The sequence below is a fragment of the Streptomyces sp. NPDC029041 genome (assembly GCF_040637515.1).
Classification (GTDB): Bacteria; Actinomycetota; Actinomycetes; order Streptomycetales; family Streptomycetaceae; genus Streptomyces.
This window is the reverse complement of record NZ_JBEZWO010000002.1, coordinates 712,558-728,143: the sequence shown is the minus strand read 5'-3', so window position 1 is coordinate 728,143 and position 15,586 is coordinate 712,558. Positions and strand designations below refer to the sequence as shown.

Sequence of the window (15,586 nt, the reverse complement as noted above, 5' to 3'; positions counted from 1 at the left end):
TAAATGCTACTTCTGCGACCACGACCGCGAAGTGATTTCGATTACATGCCGTTTACCTACGCCACCGTAGGGAAGGGCTGGCTTGATCTGGTCGATGTGGCGGAAATGTAAAGAACGCGGGGTGGGAATGTGACCCCATGTCCCGCTCGTCACGTCATCTCGAAGAAATCTGCCGGGTCTCTTTGAACGCCCAACCGCTCGTTTCCGTACGCCATGTGGAGCGACCGACTGGGGGAACCCCCGGACACCGGAGGTGGGCGTGCGCAAGGATTCCGTCGTGGCCAATGAACGTGCACCGAGGGCCCGACATCGCATGTCCCAGCCCTCGGAACCCGATGAGGAGCTGATGCGTGCGCTCTATCGCGAACACGCCGGACCCCTGCTGGCATACGTCCTGCGCCTGGTCGCGGGCGACCGGCAGCGCGCCGAGGACGTCGTGCAGGAGACGCTCATCCGTGCCTGGAAGAACGCCGGCCAGCTCAACAGAGCGACCGGATCGGTACGCCCCTGGCTGGTGACGGTCGCCCGGCGCATCGTCATCGACGGCCACCGCAGCCGGCAGGCCCGGCCGCAGGAGGTCGACCCGTCGCCGCTGGAGGTCATCCCCGCGGAGGACGAGATCGACAAGGCGCTGTGGCTGATGACTCTCTCGGACGCACTCGACGACCTGACCCCCGCCCACCGGGAGGTGCTCGTCGAGACGTACTTCAAGGGGCGTACCGTCAATGAGGCGGCCGAGACCCTGGGCATACCCAGCGGCACCGTCCGCTCCAGGGTGTTCTACGCCCTGCGCTCGATGAAGCTCGCACTGGAGGAGCGGGGGGTGACGGCGTGATGAGTGTTTACGGGGGTAACCAGGGGTTCGGTACGGGAGGCATGGGTATGTCTGGTCCCATGCAGGAATCTCCGGTGCCGAACGAGCACGAGACCGTCGGCGCCTACGCCCTCGGCATCCTCGACGACGCCGAAGCGACCGCGTTCGAGGCCCACCTCGCCACCTGCGAATGGTGCGCCCAGCAGCTCGACGAACTGGCCGGCATGGAGCCGATGCTCGCCGCCCTCGCCGACCTGCCCAATTCCGGCAGCACCCCCGCCATCGGCGAGTCGCTGTCCGCCAAGCCCCGGCCGCGCCTGGTGGAGAAGCTGGTCGACGAGGTCGCCGACCGCCGCGCCCAGAAGCGCCGCCGCAGCTTCTACATGGTGGCCGCGGCCGGTGCGCTGATCATCGGCGGCCCCTTCGTCGCGGTCGCGACGAACGGCGGCGACGGCGGCAGCGGCGGAGCGGAAAACCGCCCGCTCGCGGCGAGCCCCGCCAAGGCCGCCTTCGAAGGCATCTCCGACAAGATCTCGGCCACCGACCCGAACACCAAGGTCACCGCGACGGTCGCCCTCCAGAAGAAGGACTGGGGGACGGGCGTGGTCACCGAGCTGAAGAACGTCAAGGGCCCGCTCAAGTGCGCCCTCGTCGCGGTCGGAAAGAACGGCGAGCGGGAGACCCTGTCCTCCTGGTCCGTCCCGGAGTGGGGCTACGGCCTCCCCGACGCCAAGACCGAGAAGGCCAAGCAGCCCCTGTACGTCCAGGGCGGCGCCGCTTTCGAGCCGAACGAGATCGACCACTTCGAGGTCGTCACCTTCGACGGCAAGCGGCTGGTCGAGGTCGACGCGTAGAGCTGTTCGGTCGGCCGGCGGGCGCCATCGGGGGAAACAGCCCCGCGCCTGCCGCCGGCCCGTAGCTTCCAGGGGTCCCCTTCGCGTACGGTTGACGGCTGCCCAGCACGTCAGAAGGGGGCCCGGTGGCCGCTCAGGCTCACACACAAGGCGCGGTCGGTTCGGTGCACGACTCGGTTCGTGACCGGGAGATCCACGTCGAACAGGAACACCTGGACCAGGTGTACCGGCGCCTCGAGGAGAAGATCCACGAGGCGGAGTTCCTCATGCAGGACGCGGCCCGGCGCGGCCAGGTCGGCACCCCCGGCGCACTGGCCGAGCGGGACGCGCAGGTCTTCCGCGCGGGCATCCACCTCAGCCGGCTGAACAACGAGTTCGAGGACTTCCTCTTCGGCCGTATCGACCTGCTGACCGGCAAGGACGGCAAGAAGGGCCCCGACGGGGCGTACACCGCCGTCGAGCCGGCGGAGGGCGCCGTACGCCCCGACAACACCGCCGACATCGCCGAGACCCTGCACATCGGCCGTATCGGCGTGCTCGACCGGGACTACGCGCCGCTGGTCATCGACTGGCGGGCCCCGGCCGCCGCCCCCTTCTACCGCTCCACCCCGGTCGACCCGGGCCGGGTCGTCCGCCGTCGCGTCATCCGCTCCAAAGGCCGCCGGGTCCTCGGCGTCGAGGACGACCTGATGCGTCCCGAGCTGACGGCGTACCTCGACGGCGACGAACTGCCCGTCATCGGCGACGGTGCCCTGATGGCCGCGCTCGGCCAGGCCCGCAGCCACACCATGCGCGACATCGTCGCCTCCATCCAGGCCGAGCAGGACCTGGTCATCCGCGCCCCCGCCGCCTCCGTGACGTACGTCGAGGGCGGCCCGGGCACCGGCAAGACCGCCGTCGCCCTGCATCGCGCCGCCTACCTCCTCTACCAGGACAGGCGCCGCTACGCGGGCGGCATCCTGATCGTCTCGCCGACCCCGCTGCTCGTCGCCTACACCGAGGGCGTGCTGCCCTCCCTCGGCGAGGAGGGCCAGGTCGCCATCCGCGCCATCGGCTCCCTGGTCGAGGGCGCCGAGGCCACGCTCTACGACTCCCCGTCCGTGGCCCGCGCCAAGGGCTCCTCCCGCATGCTCAAGGTGCTGCGCAAGGCCGCGCGCGGCGCCCTGGAGCTGAACGACCCGCCGGCCCGGCTGCGTGTGGTCGCCTTCGGCCGCCGCCTGGAGCTGGAAGCCGGGGAGCTGGACCGCGTCCGCCGCGCGGCCCTCGGCGGCACCGCTCCCGTGAACCTGCTGCGGCCCCGCGCCCGCAAGCTGCTGCTGGACGCCCTGTGGGAGCGCTCCGGCGCGGCCGGCCGGCACACCGACCCCGAGCTCGCCGCCGAGCTGCGGTCCTCCTTCGACGAGGACATCACCTCCGAGGACGACTTCATCGCCTTCCTCGACGCCTGGTGGCCGGAGCTGACCCCGGCGGCCGTCCTGGACGCCATGGCCGACGAACGGCGCCTCGGCCGCTGGGCCCGGCGGATCCTCAACCCCGGCGAGGTCCGCAAGCTCGCCCGCTCGCTCAGGCGCGAGGGCCGCTCGGTGCACGACATCGCCCTGCTCGACGAGCTCCAGGCCGTCCTCGGCGCCCCGGCACGCCCGCGCAGGAAGCGCGAACTCGACCCGCTGGATCAGCTCACCGGCCTGGAGGAGCTGATGCCGGTGCGCGAGGAGTCGCAGCGCGAGCGCGCCGAACGCCTCGCGCAGGAACGCGTCGAGTACGCCCACGTCATCGTCGACGAGGCCCAGGACCTCACCCCGATGCAGTGGCGCATGGTCGGCCGCCGTGGCCGGCACGCCACCTGGACGGTCGTCGGCGACCCGGCGCAGTCGTCGTGGTCCGACCCGGACGAGGCCGCCGAGGCCCGCGACGAGGCCCTCGGCACCCGTCCCCGCCGCCGCTTCGAACTCACGGTGAACTACCGCAACCCGGCCGAGATCGCCGATCTGGCCTCGAAGGTCCTCGCCCTCGCCATGCCCGGCTCTGTGTCGCCGAAGGCGGTGCGCTCCACCGGCGTCGAGCCGCGCTTCACGGTCGTCGAGGAAACCCTGGCCGCCACCGTCCGCGACGAGGCCGCCCGGCTGCTGGAGCGCGTCGACGGCACGGTCGGCGTGGTCGTCGCCATGCAGCGCCGCGAGGAGGCCCGCCGCTGGCTCGCCGGCCTCGGCGACCGGGTCGTCGCCCTCGGCAGCCTGGAGGCCAAGGGCCTGGAGTACGACGCGACGGTCGTGGTCTCCCCGGCGGAGATCGCCGACGAGTCCCCGGCCGGTCTGCGCGTCCTCTACGTCGCGCTGACCCGGGCCACCCAGCAGCTCACGGTCGTCTCCGCCGACCGGGACGAGCCGGACGCGGCGGGAGTTCCGGATCTGCTCAGGGACTGAGGCCCGGTGGTGTTCGGGTACCGAGGCCCGATACCCACTTGCCGGCGAAATGAACTACCGATACGGGAATGGCCTTACGGGATCTGTTTGTTAGCCTGGATGTGGCACCGGCCCGATCCAAGCCCCCGGGCCCAACCTTCGTCGCTACGAGCGACCACTTGCCGCGAGGCGAGCATGGCGGGTCGGTGCCACTTACTTCGAAGAGACCCACGTCCACGTGACGTGGGTCTCTTTTTGCTGCCCCATTCCGCGAACAAAACGTTCGCAATTGAGGGCGGCTACCTGCTACTCAGCGGTAGGTGCGACGATCGGACGGCACAACTCAGCGTCAGGTGAAAGCAGAGGAAGTCGGCCATGGCAACGGCGCCCAGCGTCTCCTACTCGATGACGGTCCGGCTGGAGGTGCCCGCGAGCGGAACCGCCGTCTCGCAGCTCACCACCGCCGTGGAGTCCTCCGGAGGCTCGGTGACCGGCCTCGACGTCACCGCGTCCGGTCACGAGAAGCTCCGCATCGACGTCACCATCGCGGCGACGTCGACCGCGCACGCGGACGAGATCGTCGAGGAACTCCGCGGCATCGAGGGCGTCACCCTGGGCAAGGTCTCCGACCGGACCTTCCTCATGCACCTCGGCGGCAAGATCGAGATGGCGTCCAAGCACCCCATCCGCAACCGTGACGACCTGTCCATGGTCTACACCCCCGGCGTTGCCCGGGTGTGCATGGCGATCGCCGAGAACCCCGAGGACGCCCGCCGCCTCACCATCAAGCGCAACTCCGTTGCGGTCGTGACGGACGGCTCCGCCGTGCTGGGCCTGGGCAACATCGGCCCCAAGGCCGCGCTGCCCGTCATGGAGGGCAAGGCCGCCCTGTTCAAGCGGTTCGCCGGCATCGACGCCTGGCCGATCTGCCTCGACACCCAGGACACCGACGCGATCGTCGAGATCGTCAAGGCGATCGCCCCGGGCTTCGCGGGCATCAACCTCGAGGACATCTCCGCCCCGCGCTGCTTCGAGATCGAGGCCCGGCTGCGCGAGGCCCTCGACATCCCCGTCTTCCACGACGACCAGCACGGCACCGCGATCGTCGTCCTCGCGGCCCTGACCAACGCGCTGCGCGTCGCCGGCAAGGCCATGGAGAACATCCGTGTCGTCATGTCCGGCGCCGGCGCCGCCGGTACGGCCATCCTGAAGCTGCTGCTCGCCGCGGGCGTCAAGAACGCCGTCGTCGCCGACATCCACGGTGTCGTGCACGCGGGCCGCGAGGACCTGGTGGACGCCGCCCCCGACTCGGCGCTGCGCTGGATCGCCGACAACACCAACCCCGAGGGCCTCACCGGCACCCTCAAGGAGGCCGTGCGCGGCGCCGACGTGTTCATCGGCGTCTCCGCCCCGAACGTCCTCGACGGCGACGACGTGGCCGCCATGGCCGAGGGCGCCATCGTGTTCGCGCTTGCGAACCCGGACCCCGAGGTCGACCCGGCAATCGCCCGCCAGACCGCGGCCGTTGTCGCCACCGGCCGCTCGGACTTCCCGAACCAGATCAACAACGTGCTGGTCTTCCCGGGTGTCTTCCGCGGCCTGCTGGACGCGCAGTCCCGGACCGTCAACACCGAGATGATGCTGGCCGCCGCGACCGCCCTCGCGGACGTGGTGACCGAGGACGAGCTGAACCCGAACTACATCATTCCGAGCGTCTTCAACGACAAGGTCGCGGGCGCGGTCGCCGGCGCCGTGCGGGAGGCCGCCAAGGCGGCCGGTGCGACGGTGGGCAGCCCGGCCGGCGTCTGAGGCCGAGGCCGAACCGGGCCCCACGGGGCCCGGCGCCCGGACTGTGAGTAACCCCACGGCAGCCTGGAACCCGGCGCGTCGCAAGAACCCTGTCAGCAGCGGAGCTATCGTGGCGCCAGGCTCAGGCCGTCTTTTCGTGTGACTCCCCAAGGGTGTTCTCACGACTCCTGCGGGTGCCGGATTGGCTTTCCCGCCGCAGGTAGGGGCAGGATGCGTCTCTGGGCGCGAGGGTCTGACGACGGACCCGGGTCCGGGGACTCATCGAGGACCCTGGCAGCATCGGCTTCGATCTGACGCCTCAACGGCAAGATGAACACGGGAGTAAGAACATGAACCGCAGTGAGCTGGTGGCCGCGCTGGCCGACCGCGCCGAGGTGACTCGCAAGGACGCCGACGCCGTGCTGGCCGCGTTCGCCGACGTCGTCGGCGACATCGTCTCCAAGGGCGACGAGAAGGTCACCATCCCCGGCTTCCTGACCTTCGAGCGCACCCACCGTGCCGCTCGCACCGCCCGCAACCCGCAGACCGGCGAGCCCATCCAGATCCCCGCCGGTTACAGCGTGAAGGTCTCCGCGGGCTCGAAGCTCAAGGAAGCGGCCAAGGGCAAGTAAGCGGCCCGTCGCGTGCGCCGTGGGCAACTGCGGGCCGCCTGTGGCTGGTCGCCGTGGGCAACTGCGGGCCGCCTCTGGCTGGTCGCGCAGTTCCCCGCGCCCCTTCGGGGCGCGCCACGCCGAACCGCATGAAACGCCGAGGGGCGGCCACCTGGATCAGGTGGCCGCCCCTCGGCGTGTGCGGTGCGCGACTATCCGAGCGCCTTACCCGGCAGCTCGACCTTCGCGCCGAGCTCCACAAGCTTCTCCCTGCTGTGCTTGCCCGGGGGATGACCCCCGGACCCCCAGCCGGACGGGCGTGGGCGCTGGGCCGGAATCAGCCGAGCGCCTTACCCGGCAGCTCGACCTTCGCGCCGAGCTCCACAAGCTTCTCCATGAAGTTCTCGTAGCCGCGGTTGATCAGGCCGATGCCGTGGACGCGGGACGTGCCCTGGGCCGCCAGGGCCGCGATCAGGTACGAGAAGCCGCCACGGAGGTCGGGGATGACCAGGTCCGCGCCCTGCAGCTTGGTCGGGCCGGAGACGACGGCCGAGTGCAGGAAGTTGCGCTGGCCGAAGCGGCAGTTCGAGCCGCCCAGGCACTCGCGGTAGAGCTGGATGTGCGCGCCCATCTGGTTCAGGGCGGACGTGAAGCCGAGGCGGGACTCGTAGACCGTCTCGTGGATGATGGACAGGCCCGTGGCCTGCGTCAGGGCCACCACCAGCGGCTGCTGCCAGTCGGTCTGGAAACCGGGGTGGACGTCCGTCTCCAGGGCGATGGACTTCAGCTGGCCGCCGGGGTGCCAGAAGCGGATGCCCTCGTCGTCGATCTCGAAGGCACCGCCCACCTTCCGGTAGGTGTTCAGGAACGTCATCATCGAGCGCTGCTGCGCGCCGCGGACGTAGATGTTGCCCTCGGTCGCCAGCGCCGCCGACGCCCAGGACGCGGCCTCCAGGCGGTCCGGGAGGGCGCGGTGGTTGTAGCCGCCGAGCTGGTCCACACCCGTGATGCGGATCGTCCGGTCGGTGTCCATCGCGATGATCGCGCCCATCTTCTGCAGCACGCAGATGAGGTCCTCGATCTCCGGCTCGACGGCCGCGTTGGACAGCTCCGTGACGCCCTCCGCCAGGACGGCCGTCAGCAGCACCTGCTCGGTCGCGCCGACGGACGGGTACGGCAGGGCGATCTTCGTGCCGCGCAGCCGCCGGGGCGCCTCCAGGTACTGGCCGTCCTCCCGCTTCTCGATCTTGGCGCCGAACTGCCGCAGCACCTCGAAGTGGAAGTCGATGGGCCGGCCGCCGATGTCGCAGCCGCCGAGACCGGGGATGAACGCGTGGCCGAGGCGGTGCAGAAGGGGGCCGCAGAACAGGATCGGGATCCGGCTCGAACCGGCGTGGGCATCGATGTCGGCGACGTTCGCGCTCTCCACGCGCGTCGGGTCCATCACCAGTTCGCCGGGCTCGTCACCCGGACGGACCGTCACACCGTGCAGCTGCAGCAGACCCCGCACGACCCGGACGTCGCGGATGTCAGGAACGTTGCGCAGCCGGCTCGGAGCGCTGCCGAGCAGCGCTGCGACCATGGCCTTCGGTACGAGGTTCTTCGCACCGCGGACACGGATCTCGCCCTCCAGCGGGGTTCCGCCGTGGACAAGCAGGACATCGTCGTTGACGGTCATGAATCTCGCGTTCCATGGAGTCGGGCAGGGGCCAGAAGGGAAAGGGTAATCGCCCACCACCCCCCTTCTGTAAGCCTGAGTGAGACCCAGCCACGTCACCGCTCTGTCACAACACGAACCGTTCCGTGCCGGGCACATGGGGTCACGGCCGGTTTCCCGCGCGTGGGACGCTTCGGTGCGCCCTGAGCTGCGGCCCCCTCCTCGTGTCGCATCGCCTCCCCACGCGCGGGGAGAATGCGGGATCATGTCTGCCATGACCGAGGTGTCCTCGCTCACAGGGCGGTTGCTCGTGGCCACCCCCGCCCTGGCGGACCCGAACTTCGACCGTGCGGTGGTGCTGCTCCTCGACCACGACGAGGAGGGCTCGCTCGGCGTGGTCCTCAACCGCCCCACCCCGGTGGACGTGGGGGACATCCTGGAGGGCTGGGGGGATCTCGCCGTGGAACCGGGTGTGGTGTTCCAGGGCGGCCCGGTGTCGCTGGACTCCGCCCTCGGGGTCGCGGTCGTCCCCGGCGGCGCGACCGGCGAGGCCGCCCCGCTGGGCTGGCGCAGGGTGCACGGCGCGATCGGCCTGGTCGATCTGGAGGCCCCGCCGGAGCTGCTGGCCTCCGCCCTCGGTTCCCTGCGCATCTTCGCCGGGTACGCCGGCTGGGGCCCGGGCCAACTGGAGGACGAGCTCGCGGAGGGCGCCTGGTACGTGGTCGAGTCGGAGCCGGGTGACGTCTCGTCCCCGTCTCCCGAGCGGCTCTGGCGCGAGGTGCTGCGCCGCCAGCGCAGCGAGCTGGCGATGGTGGCGACGTACCCGGACGACCCTTCGCTCAACTGATGCGTCCGGGCTTCAGTACCCTTGGCCCTATGAGCACTCTCGAGCCCGAGCGCGGGACTGGTACGGGGACCCTCGTTGAGCCGACGCCGCAGACCTCGCGCGGTGACGGTGACCACGAGCGCTTCGCCCATTACGTCCAGAAGGACAAGATCATGGCGAGCGCCCTCGACGGCACCCCCGTCGTGGCGCTGTGCGGCAAGGTCTGGGTGCCGGGCCGCGACCCGAAGAAGTACCCCGTGTGTCCCATGTGCAAGGAGATCTACGAGTCCATGAGCTCCGGGGACGAGGGCAAGGGCGACCAGTAGGCCCGGCCTGCGGGGTGTGGGCCCCCAGGGCGCGTTTCGTGTGCCCTGGGGGCTTTTGCGCTGTCCGGGGCGTTGCACGGGGCGTAGAGACCGCCCGTGAAGACGACTCGGCAGTGCGGGGCGTGCGCTTGACCGTCCGCGCCTGCTCGGCGCGTCCTCGAGCTTCGGGCGGACCCGCACCCGGGTGCTGATCCTCTGGCTGACGATCTTGTCCCTCGGGATGCCGTGCTCGGCGTGTGCGTCGAGCTGCGAGTCGAGCGCTCGGCAGGTCCGGGTTGGTCGGCGTCGGCGGCGGGGGCCCGGCCGCCACGGCCGGCCCGGTCAGCGGCGGCCGGGGCCGGGACCGCAGCGCCTTCTTCAGCCGGGCCCCATGGTGAAGCGGCGGGTGCGGCAGGCGGAGGCGACCGCGCCGCCGCGCCGACGGCAGGGCGAGCCGGGCTGTGCGTCGCACGTCGGACCGCGTGCTGTCCGACGCCCTCGGCGTCCGACCGGTCGGTTGCGGAAGGCTCTGAGGGTCCGTCACGGGCCCGGGTTCCGCACTGAGCACGGCCTCCGCTCGCGGGCCGGCCCCTGGGGGCTGCTCAGTCGGGTGGGACGGCCGGGTTGATGATCCGATATCCCACGCCGGGTGTGGTGGCGATGACCGGGGGGTCGCCGAGTTTGCGGCGCAGACGGCTGATGGTCACCGTGACGGTGTTGGTGAACGGGTCGGCGTGTTCGTCCCAGACCTGTTCGAGGAGGTCCTCCGTGCTGAGGAAGGCGGGGCTCGCGCTGAGGAGGGCTTCGAGTACCGCGAATTCCTTGATGGAGAGGTCCAGTTGGTGGCCGTCGCGGCTGGCGGTGCGGCGCATCGGGTCGAGTTCGATGCCCGCCGTGCTCAGGGTGCGGGACCGGGCGGCGGGGCGGCGGCGGGCCAGGGCGCGGATGCGCAGGACGAGTTCGGGGAAGTGGAAGGGCTTGGCGAGGTAGTCGTCGGCGCCCAGGGTCAGGCCGCTGACGCGGTCGCCGGGTGAGTCGGCGGCGGTCAGCATCAGGACCATCACGCGGCCGTCCCGCCCGGTGATCATCTGGCAGAGGGTGTCGCCGTGGATGCCTGGCAGGTCGCGGTCGAGCACGACCACGTCGTACGCGGTGACGTCCAGCTTGGCCGCGGCGTCGAGCCCGTCGTGGGCCACGTCCACGGCCATGCCCTGGTCGCGCAGTCCCTCGGCGATGACTTCGGCGAGGGGGCGGGCGTCCTCGACCACCAGGACTCTCAACGCGCCTCACCTGTCTCTGTGTCGGGGGCTTCCGCCGTCACCCTGCCGTCCGTACGGGGGAGGGTGATGGTGACGCGCAGGCCGCCGTCGGGACGGGCGCGCAGCTCCAGGGTGCCGTGGTGGGCCTGGGTGATGGCCGCGACGATGGAGAGGCCGAGGCCGCTGCCCTGGCCGGTGCCGGTCCGGTCGGCGCCCAGGCGGCGGAAGGGCTGCGCGAGGTCCGCCACCCGCCGCTGGTCGAGAACCGGTCCGCTGGACTCGACGACGAGGGACACCGCGCCCGGGTCGTCTCCTACGGCCCGTACCGCGACACTGATCCAGCCGCCGGGGTCGTTGTGCGTGATCGCGTTGTCGACCACGTTGTCGACCGCGCGGCGCAGCAGCGTCCGGCTGCCCCGCACCCACGCGGAGTCGTTGATCCGGTTCTCACGCACGGTCAGGTCCTTGGCCGCGATGTCCTTCGCCCTTCCGGTCAGGGCGGTCAGCGCGAGTCGGCCGAGGATGAGGTGCGCCGAGTCGGTGAATTCGCCGTGCTGGGTGCGAGCCAGGACGAGGAAACCTCCCAGCAGCCGGTCCACCTGGTCGAGTTCGGCGCGCATCCGGGCGGCCAGCGTGGCCGTGGTCTCGGGTACCGGGCCCGGCTTGGCGAGGGCCACGTCCAGGGAGGCCCGCATCGTGGTGAGCGGGGTGCGCAGCTCGTGGGAGGCGTTGGCGACGAAGAGGCGCTGGGCGTCGAAGGATCCCTCCAGGCGGCCGAGGAGGTCGTCGATGGTGTCGGCCAGGTCCTTGACCTCGTCGCCAGGGCCGCCGATGGCCAGGCGTTCGTGCAGGTTGTCGGCGGTGATCCGGCGGGTGGCCGCTGTCATCACGCGCAGCGGGCGCAGCACCCGGCCGGCGACGAACCAGCCGAGGCCGACCGAGATCACCGCCATGACGCCGAGGGCGAGGGCGGAGCCGAGCAGGATCTGCCGGGACTGAGTCTCGTGCGCCTGGGCCAGCTGCTGCTCCAGCTCGTCGATGCGGGCCTGGGCCTGTGCCGCCGTGGCGGGTTGGTCGGTGCCGCCCTCGGGGGCGGTTTGGCTGGAGCGCGATCCGCCGGATGCCACCGCGGCCGCGATGGCCAGCAGCGCCGTTCCCGACAGCAGGAACAGAGTCACGTACAAGGCGGTGAAGCGGGTACGGGCGGTGCCACGGCGCAGGCCGAGCCGGGCTGTCAGGCCCGCGAGCCGTCGGGGCGGACCCCAGTTCATCCGCGTGCTCCCCTCTCGCCACCGCACCTGGACACGTACCGGCCCAGGCTAAGCCGAGGCGCCTAACAGCGAGATGACAGCGGCCGTTCGGCCCCTGTAACCCGCTCCGCCCCAGGGTGGGGCCCATGAGCGACGAGAGTACGAAGGCGACGATCGAGGTCATCGGTCTGCGGAAACGCTTCGGGCCGCAGCCGGCTCTGGACGGGATGACGTTCACCGTGCGGCCCGGACGGGTGACCGGCTTCGTCGGCCCGAACGGCGCGGGCAAGTCCACCACCATGCGCGTGATCCTGGGCCTTGACGCAGCTGATGAGGGACAAGCCCTGGTCGCCGGGGTGCCGTACCGCACGCTGCGTCGTCCGCTTCGGCATCTGGGGGCACTGCTCGACGCCTCCGCGCTGCAGCCGAGCCGCACCGCCCGTCATCACCTGCTGTGGCTGGCCCACTCACAGGGCGTGCCGCCCCGGCGCGTGGACGAGGTCATCGAACAGGCCGGCCTGGGCACGGCGGCCCGGCGCAAGGCCGGAGGCTTCTCGCTGGGCATGCGCCAGCGCCTGGGGATCGCGGCGGCGCTGCTCGGTGACCCGCCGGTCGTCATGCTGGACGAGCCGTTCAACGGCCTCGACCCCGACGGCATCGTGTGGATGCGCGGCTTCCTCGCGGAGCTGGCCCGGCAGGGCCGCGCCGTCCTGGTCTCCAGTCACCTGATGAGCGAACTGGAAGACACCGCGGACCACCTCGTGGTGATCGGCCGCGGCCGGGTCATCGCGGACACCGGCGTGCCCGAGCTGCTCGCCGAGGCGTCCGGCGGCCGGGTCACGCTGCGTACCTCCGCGCCTTCGCGCGCCGCCCAGGTCCTGCACGGCGCGGGCGCCACCGTTGTCGCCACCGGCCCCGACACCCTCGGCGTCACGGGCCTGCCCGACGAGGAGATCGTGGCCCTGCTCGCCCGGAACGGGGTGCCGTTCTCCCAGGTGTCCACGCACCGGGCCACGCTCGAAGAGGCGTACATGGAGCTCACCCGGGACGCGGTGGAGTACCAGGGCATCCCGGCGGGGGAGGCCGCGCGATGACAGCGACCCTCACCCCTCGCCCCCCGGCCACGAGGCGCGCTGAGCGGAGCGGGTTCCTCAGGGCGCTGCACGCCGAGTGGACGAAGTTCCGTACGGTACGCGGCTGGGTCCTCGCCATGGCGGGGGCGCTCCTGGTGACGATCGTGGTCGGCCTGCTCGGCACCGCCGCCCCCGGCGGTCGCGGCGCCGGCTCCGCCTCGTATCCGAAGGGACCCGGCGGCGAGGCCGTCAATGACAGCTTCTACTTCGTCCACAGGACGCTCACCGGCGACGGCGCCCTCACCGTTCCCCTGCGGTCCCTGACCGGTGTGGCCGACACCGGGACCGGCGAGACGGCCCGGGGCGCCCAGCCCTGGGCGAAGGCAGGGATCATCGTGAAGGAAAGCCTCACCCAGGGGTCCTCGTACGCGGCGGTCATGGCCACCGGCGGTCACGGCGTGCGCATGCAGTACGACTACACGCACGACACGGCGGGCCCTTCCGGCAAGGTCACCCAGGAGTCCCCGCGCTGGCTGCGCCTGGTCCGCTCCGGCGACAGCCTCACCGGTTACAGCTCCACCGACGGCTCCCACTGGACCAGGGTCGGCCATGCGAAGCTGCCCGGGCTCGCGCGCACCGTGCGGGCCGGGCTCTTCGCCACGTCACCGCAGGCGAAGCAGGACACCGCGGCGGGCACGGGCTTCAGCCCCGCCGTGGCCACCGGCACCTTCGGCCGTCCCGGCCTCACCGGTGACTGGTCCCGGAGTGCGTGGAGCGGCACACAGGTGGGCGGCGACGCGGGCACCTCCGGCAGCTACACGAACACCACCAAGGGCGGCTTCACACAGACCGACGGCGGCGGGTTCACCGTGACCGGGGCCGGTGACATCGCACCGGTCGTCGGCGGGCCCGTCATGGGCGTCGGCTTCTCCGTCGAGAACTTCCTCGTCGGCACATTCGCAGGGCTGATCGTGGTGATCGCCGTGGGCACGGTGTTCATCACCGGCGAGTACCGGCGTGGTCTGCTGCGTACGACCATGGCGGCAACTCCGCTGCGGGGCCGGGTGCTTGCTGCCAAGGCGTGGGTGGCCGGGGGCGTCGCGTGCGCCATCGGCCTGGTGGCCGCCGCGATCACCGTTCCCCTCGGGGAACGCAGCGCGCGCGGCCGGGGCTTCCATGTCTTCCCCGTCACGTCGGCGACCGAAGTGCGCGTCATGGCCGGAACCGGCCTGCTCTGCGCAGCCGCCGCCGTGCTCGCTCTCGGCGTCGGTGCCCTGCTGCGGCGCAGCGGCACGGCGGTCGCCCTGGTCATCGCGTCGATCGTGCTGCCCTTCCTGCTCGCCACCTCCGGCGTACTGCCCCCGGGCGTCTCGGAATGGCTGCTGCGGGTGACCCCGGCTGCCGGGTTCGCCGTCCAGCAGACCCTGCCGCGGTACGCGCAGGTGCTCAGCGTGTACGAGCCGTCGACCGGCTACTACCCGCTGGTGCCCTGGGCCGGCCTCGCCGTGCTGTGCGGATATGCCGCGCTCGCCTTCGCTCTGGCCGTGGTGCGGCTGCGCGGGAGGGACGTATGAGTCTCCCGAGCGGTGCACGACTCACGAGCACGGCGGACGGCACGTGGCGAGGGGACTTCGGCCGCGCCCTGCGCGCGGAGTGGACGAAGCTGCGCACGGCAGGGGAGACGGGCAGGTTGCTCCTGCTGGCCGTCGCGCTGACCGTGGCCGTCGGCTGCGGCACCGCCAAGGCCGTGAAGTGCCCGGACGTGGGGTGCGGCCAGGACGCCGTCAAGATCGCCCTGACCGGCGTCACCGTCGGGCAGGCGGTCATCGCCGTCCTCGCGGTGCTGGCCGTCAGCGGCGAGTACGGCACCGGGATGATCCGCACCACGCTCATGGCGGTGCCGAACCGGATCACCGTCCTCACCGCCAAGGCGACGATCCTCACCACGGTCGTCCTGGCCTCCGGGACGGCCGCTGTCCTGGCCTCGCTCCTCGCCGGCCGCTCCCTCCTGCCCGGCAACGGATTCACCGAGGCGCACGGCTACGCCCCGCTCTCCCTGGCCGACGGCCCGACCCTGCGCGCGGCCGTGGGCTCGGTCCTCTACCTCGTCCTGGTCGCCCTGATCGGCCTCGGCGTGGCGACGGCGGTACGGGACGCGGCGAGCGCCATCGGGATCGTGCTCGGGCTCCTCTACCTCTTCCCGGTCGTCGCCCAGGTGGTCGACGACCCGGAGTGGCAGCGCCACCTCCAGCAGATCTCGCCCATGACCGCCGGGCTCGCGATCCAGGCCACCGTCCGTCTGCACGAGCTGCCCATCGGCCCATGGGCCGGCCTGGGAGTGCTCACCATGTGGGCCGCGGCCGCGCTGCTGGTCGGCAGCCTGCTGCTGCACAGGCGCGACGCGTAGCCGAATCGAGCCGACCGCGAGCACGGCGGCCGCGGGCCCTCCCCGGCCCGGCGCCTCACCTGGGCAACGATCCAGCAGGCCTTCGCGTCCTCGCGGTACGGCCTTCTCGGCTCGACGGTCGGCGTCGTGATGCCGCTCATCCTGCTCGCCGTCACGCCGGCGGCTGCGACTGCGGCTGCCGCGCCGCCACGGGGAGGGACCGTGAATCCGCTGCGCGCCCGGGTGCGCCGCTCGCGGTACGGCCTTCTCGGCTCGACGGTCGGCGTCGTGATGCCGCTCGTCCTGCTCGCCGTCACGCCGGCGGCTGCGGCTGCGGCTGCCGCGCCGCCACGGGGAGGGA

At 71.6% G+C, this 15,586-nt stretch carries 13 protein-coding genes; 10 read left to right on the top strand and 3 right to left on the bottom strand.

Annotation, left to right across the window (positions count from 1 at the left end):
- Window positions 1-313: 313 nt before the first annotated feature.
- The 5 genes from AB0F04_RS06900 (at window position 314) to AB0F04_RS06880 (ending at window position 6,490) form a co-directional block, all read left to right on the top strand.
- A complete protein-coding gene (locus AB0F04_RS06900; RefSeq protein ID WP_010039908.1) occupies window positions 314-835 on the top strand; it encodes a sigma-70 family RNA polymerase sigma factor in 522 nt (173 codons plus the stop codon).
- 74 nt (window positions 836-909) lie between these two features.
- On the top strand, window positions 910-1,668 hold the full coding sequence (locus tag AB0F04_RS06895) for a zf-HC2 domain-containing protein (RefSeq protein WP_053669833.1): 759 nt from the start codon (window positions 910-912) through the stop codon (window positions 1,666-1,668).
- Between the two features lie 125 nt (window positions 1,669-1,793).
- A complete protein-coding gene (locus AB0F04_RS06890) occupies window positions 1,794-4,091 on the top strand; it encodes a UvrD-helicase domain-containing protein (RefSeq protein WP_362038523.1) in 2,298 nt (765 codons plus the stop codon).
- Between the two features lie 354 nt (window positions 4,092-4,445).
- Window positions 4,446-5,879 carry an NAD-dependent malic enzyme gene (locus AB0F04_RS06885; RefSeq protein WP_362038521.1) on the top strand — a complete coding sequence of 478 codons (1,434 nt, stop codon included), beginning with the start codon at window positions 4,446-4,448 and terminating at the stop codon, window positions 5,877-5,879.
- 329 nt (window positions 5,880-6,208) lie between these two features.
- Window positions 6,209-6,490 carry an HU family DNA-binding protein gene (locus tag AB0F04_RS06880; RefSeq protein WP_003990598.1) on the top strand — a complete coding sequence of 94 codons (282 nt, stop codon included), beginning with the start codon at window positions 6,209-6,211 and terminating at the stop codon, window positions 6,488-6,490.
- 316 nt (window positions 6,491-6,806) lie between these two features.
- On the opposite strand, the gene murA is transcribed toward AB0F04_RS06880, so the two are convergent.
- Entirely contained in the window at window positions 6,807-8,147 is a 1,341-nt protein-coding gene (gene murA / locus AB0F04_RS06875; RefSeq protein ID WP_053669836.1) for a UDP-N-acetylglucosamine 1-carboxyvinyltransferase, read from the bottom strand.
- Window positions 8,148-8,400: 253 nt separating this feature from the next.
- Here murA and AB0F04_RS06870 point away from each other — a divergent pair, with 253 nt between their 5' ends.
- Window positions 8,401-8,973, top strand: a complete 573-nt coding sequence (locus tag AB0F04_RS06870; protein ID WP_362038703.1) for a YqgE/AlgH family protein — start codon at window positions 8,401-8,403, stop codon at window positions 8,971-8,973.
- A 29-nt stretch (window positions 8,974-9,002) separates the two neighbouring features.
- Window positions 9,003-9,278, top strand: a complete 276-nt coding sequence (locus AB0F04_RS06865) for a DUF3039 domain-containing protein (RefSeq protein ID WP_362038518.1) — start codon at window positions 9,003-9,005, stop codon at window positions 9,276-9,278.
- Window positions 9,279-9,859: 581 nt separating this feature from the next.
- Here AB0F04_RS06865 and AB0F04_RS06860 read toward each other — a convergent pair.
- Window positions 9,860-10,537 carry a response regulator transcription factor gene (locus AB0F04_RS06860; RefSeq protein WP_362038516.1) on the bottom strand — a complete coding sequence of 226 codons (678 nt, stop codon included), beginning with the start codon at window positions 10,535-10,537 and terminating at the stop codon, window positions 9,860-9,862.
- On the bottom strand, window positions 10,534-11,787 hold the full coding sequence (locus AB0F04_RS06855; protein ID WP_362038514.1) for an ATP-binding protein: 1,254 nt from the start codon (window positions 11,785-11,787) through the stop codon (window positions 10,534-10,536). Before AB0F04_RS06855 ends, AB0F04_RS06860 begins: the two co-directional genes overlap by 4 nt.
- Window positions 11,788-11,912: 125 nt before the next feature.
- Here AB0F04_RS06855 and AB0F04_RS06850 point away from each other — a divergent pair, with 125 nt between their 5' ends.
- Genes AB0F04_RS06850 through AB0F04_RS06840 form a run of 3 tightly spaced genes read left to right on the top strand, consistent with a single transcriptional unit; the run spans window position 11,913 to window position 15,246 of the window.
- Complete coding sequence (locus tag AB0F04_RS06850; RefSeq protein WP_362038513.1) at window positions 11,913-12,860, top strand: ATP-binding cassette domain-containing protein; 948 nt, start codon at window positions 11,913-11,915, stop codon at window positions 12,858-12,860.
- Complete coding sequence (locus AB0F04_RS06845) at window positions 12,857-14,413, top strand: ABC transporter permease subunit (RefSeq protein ID WP_362038511.1); 1,557 nt, start codon at window positions 12,857-12,859, stop codon at window positions 14,411-14,413. The genes AB0F04_RS06850 and AB0F04_RS06845 overlap by 4 nt, the downstream gene beginning before the upstream one ends.
- Window positions 14,410-15,246, top strand: coding sequence for an ABC transporter permease subunit (locus tag AB0F04_RS06840; RefSeq protein ID WP_362038508.1), 837 nt, complete (start codon window positions 14,410-14,412; stop codon window positions 15,244-15,246). Before AB0F04_RS06845 ends, AB0F04_RS06840 begins: the two co-directional genes overlap by 4 nt.
- Window positions 15,247-15,586: the final 340 nt, after the last annotated feature.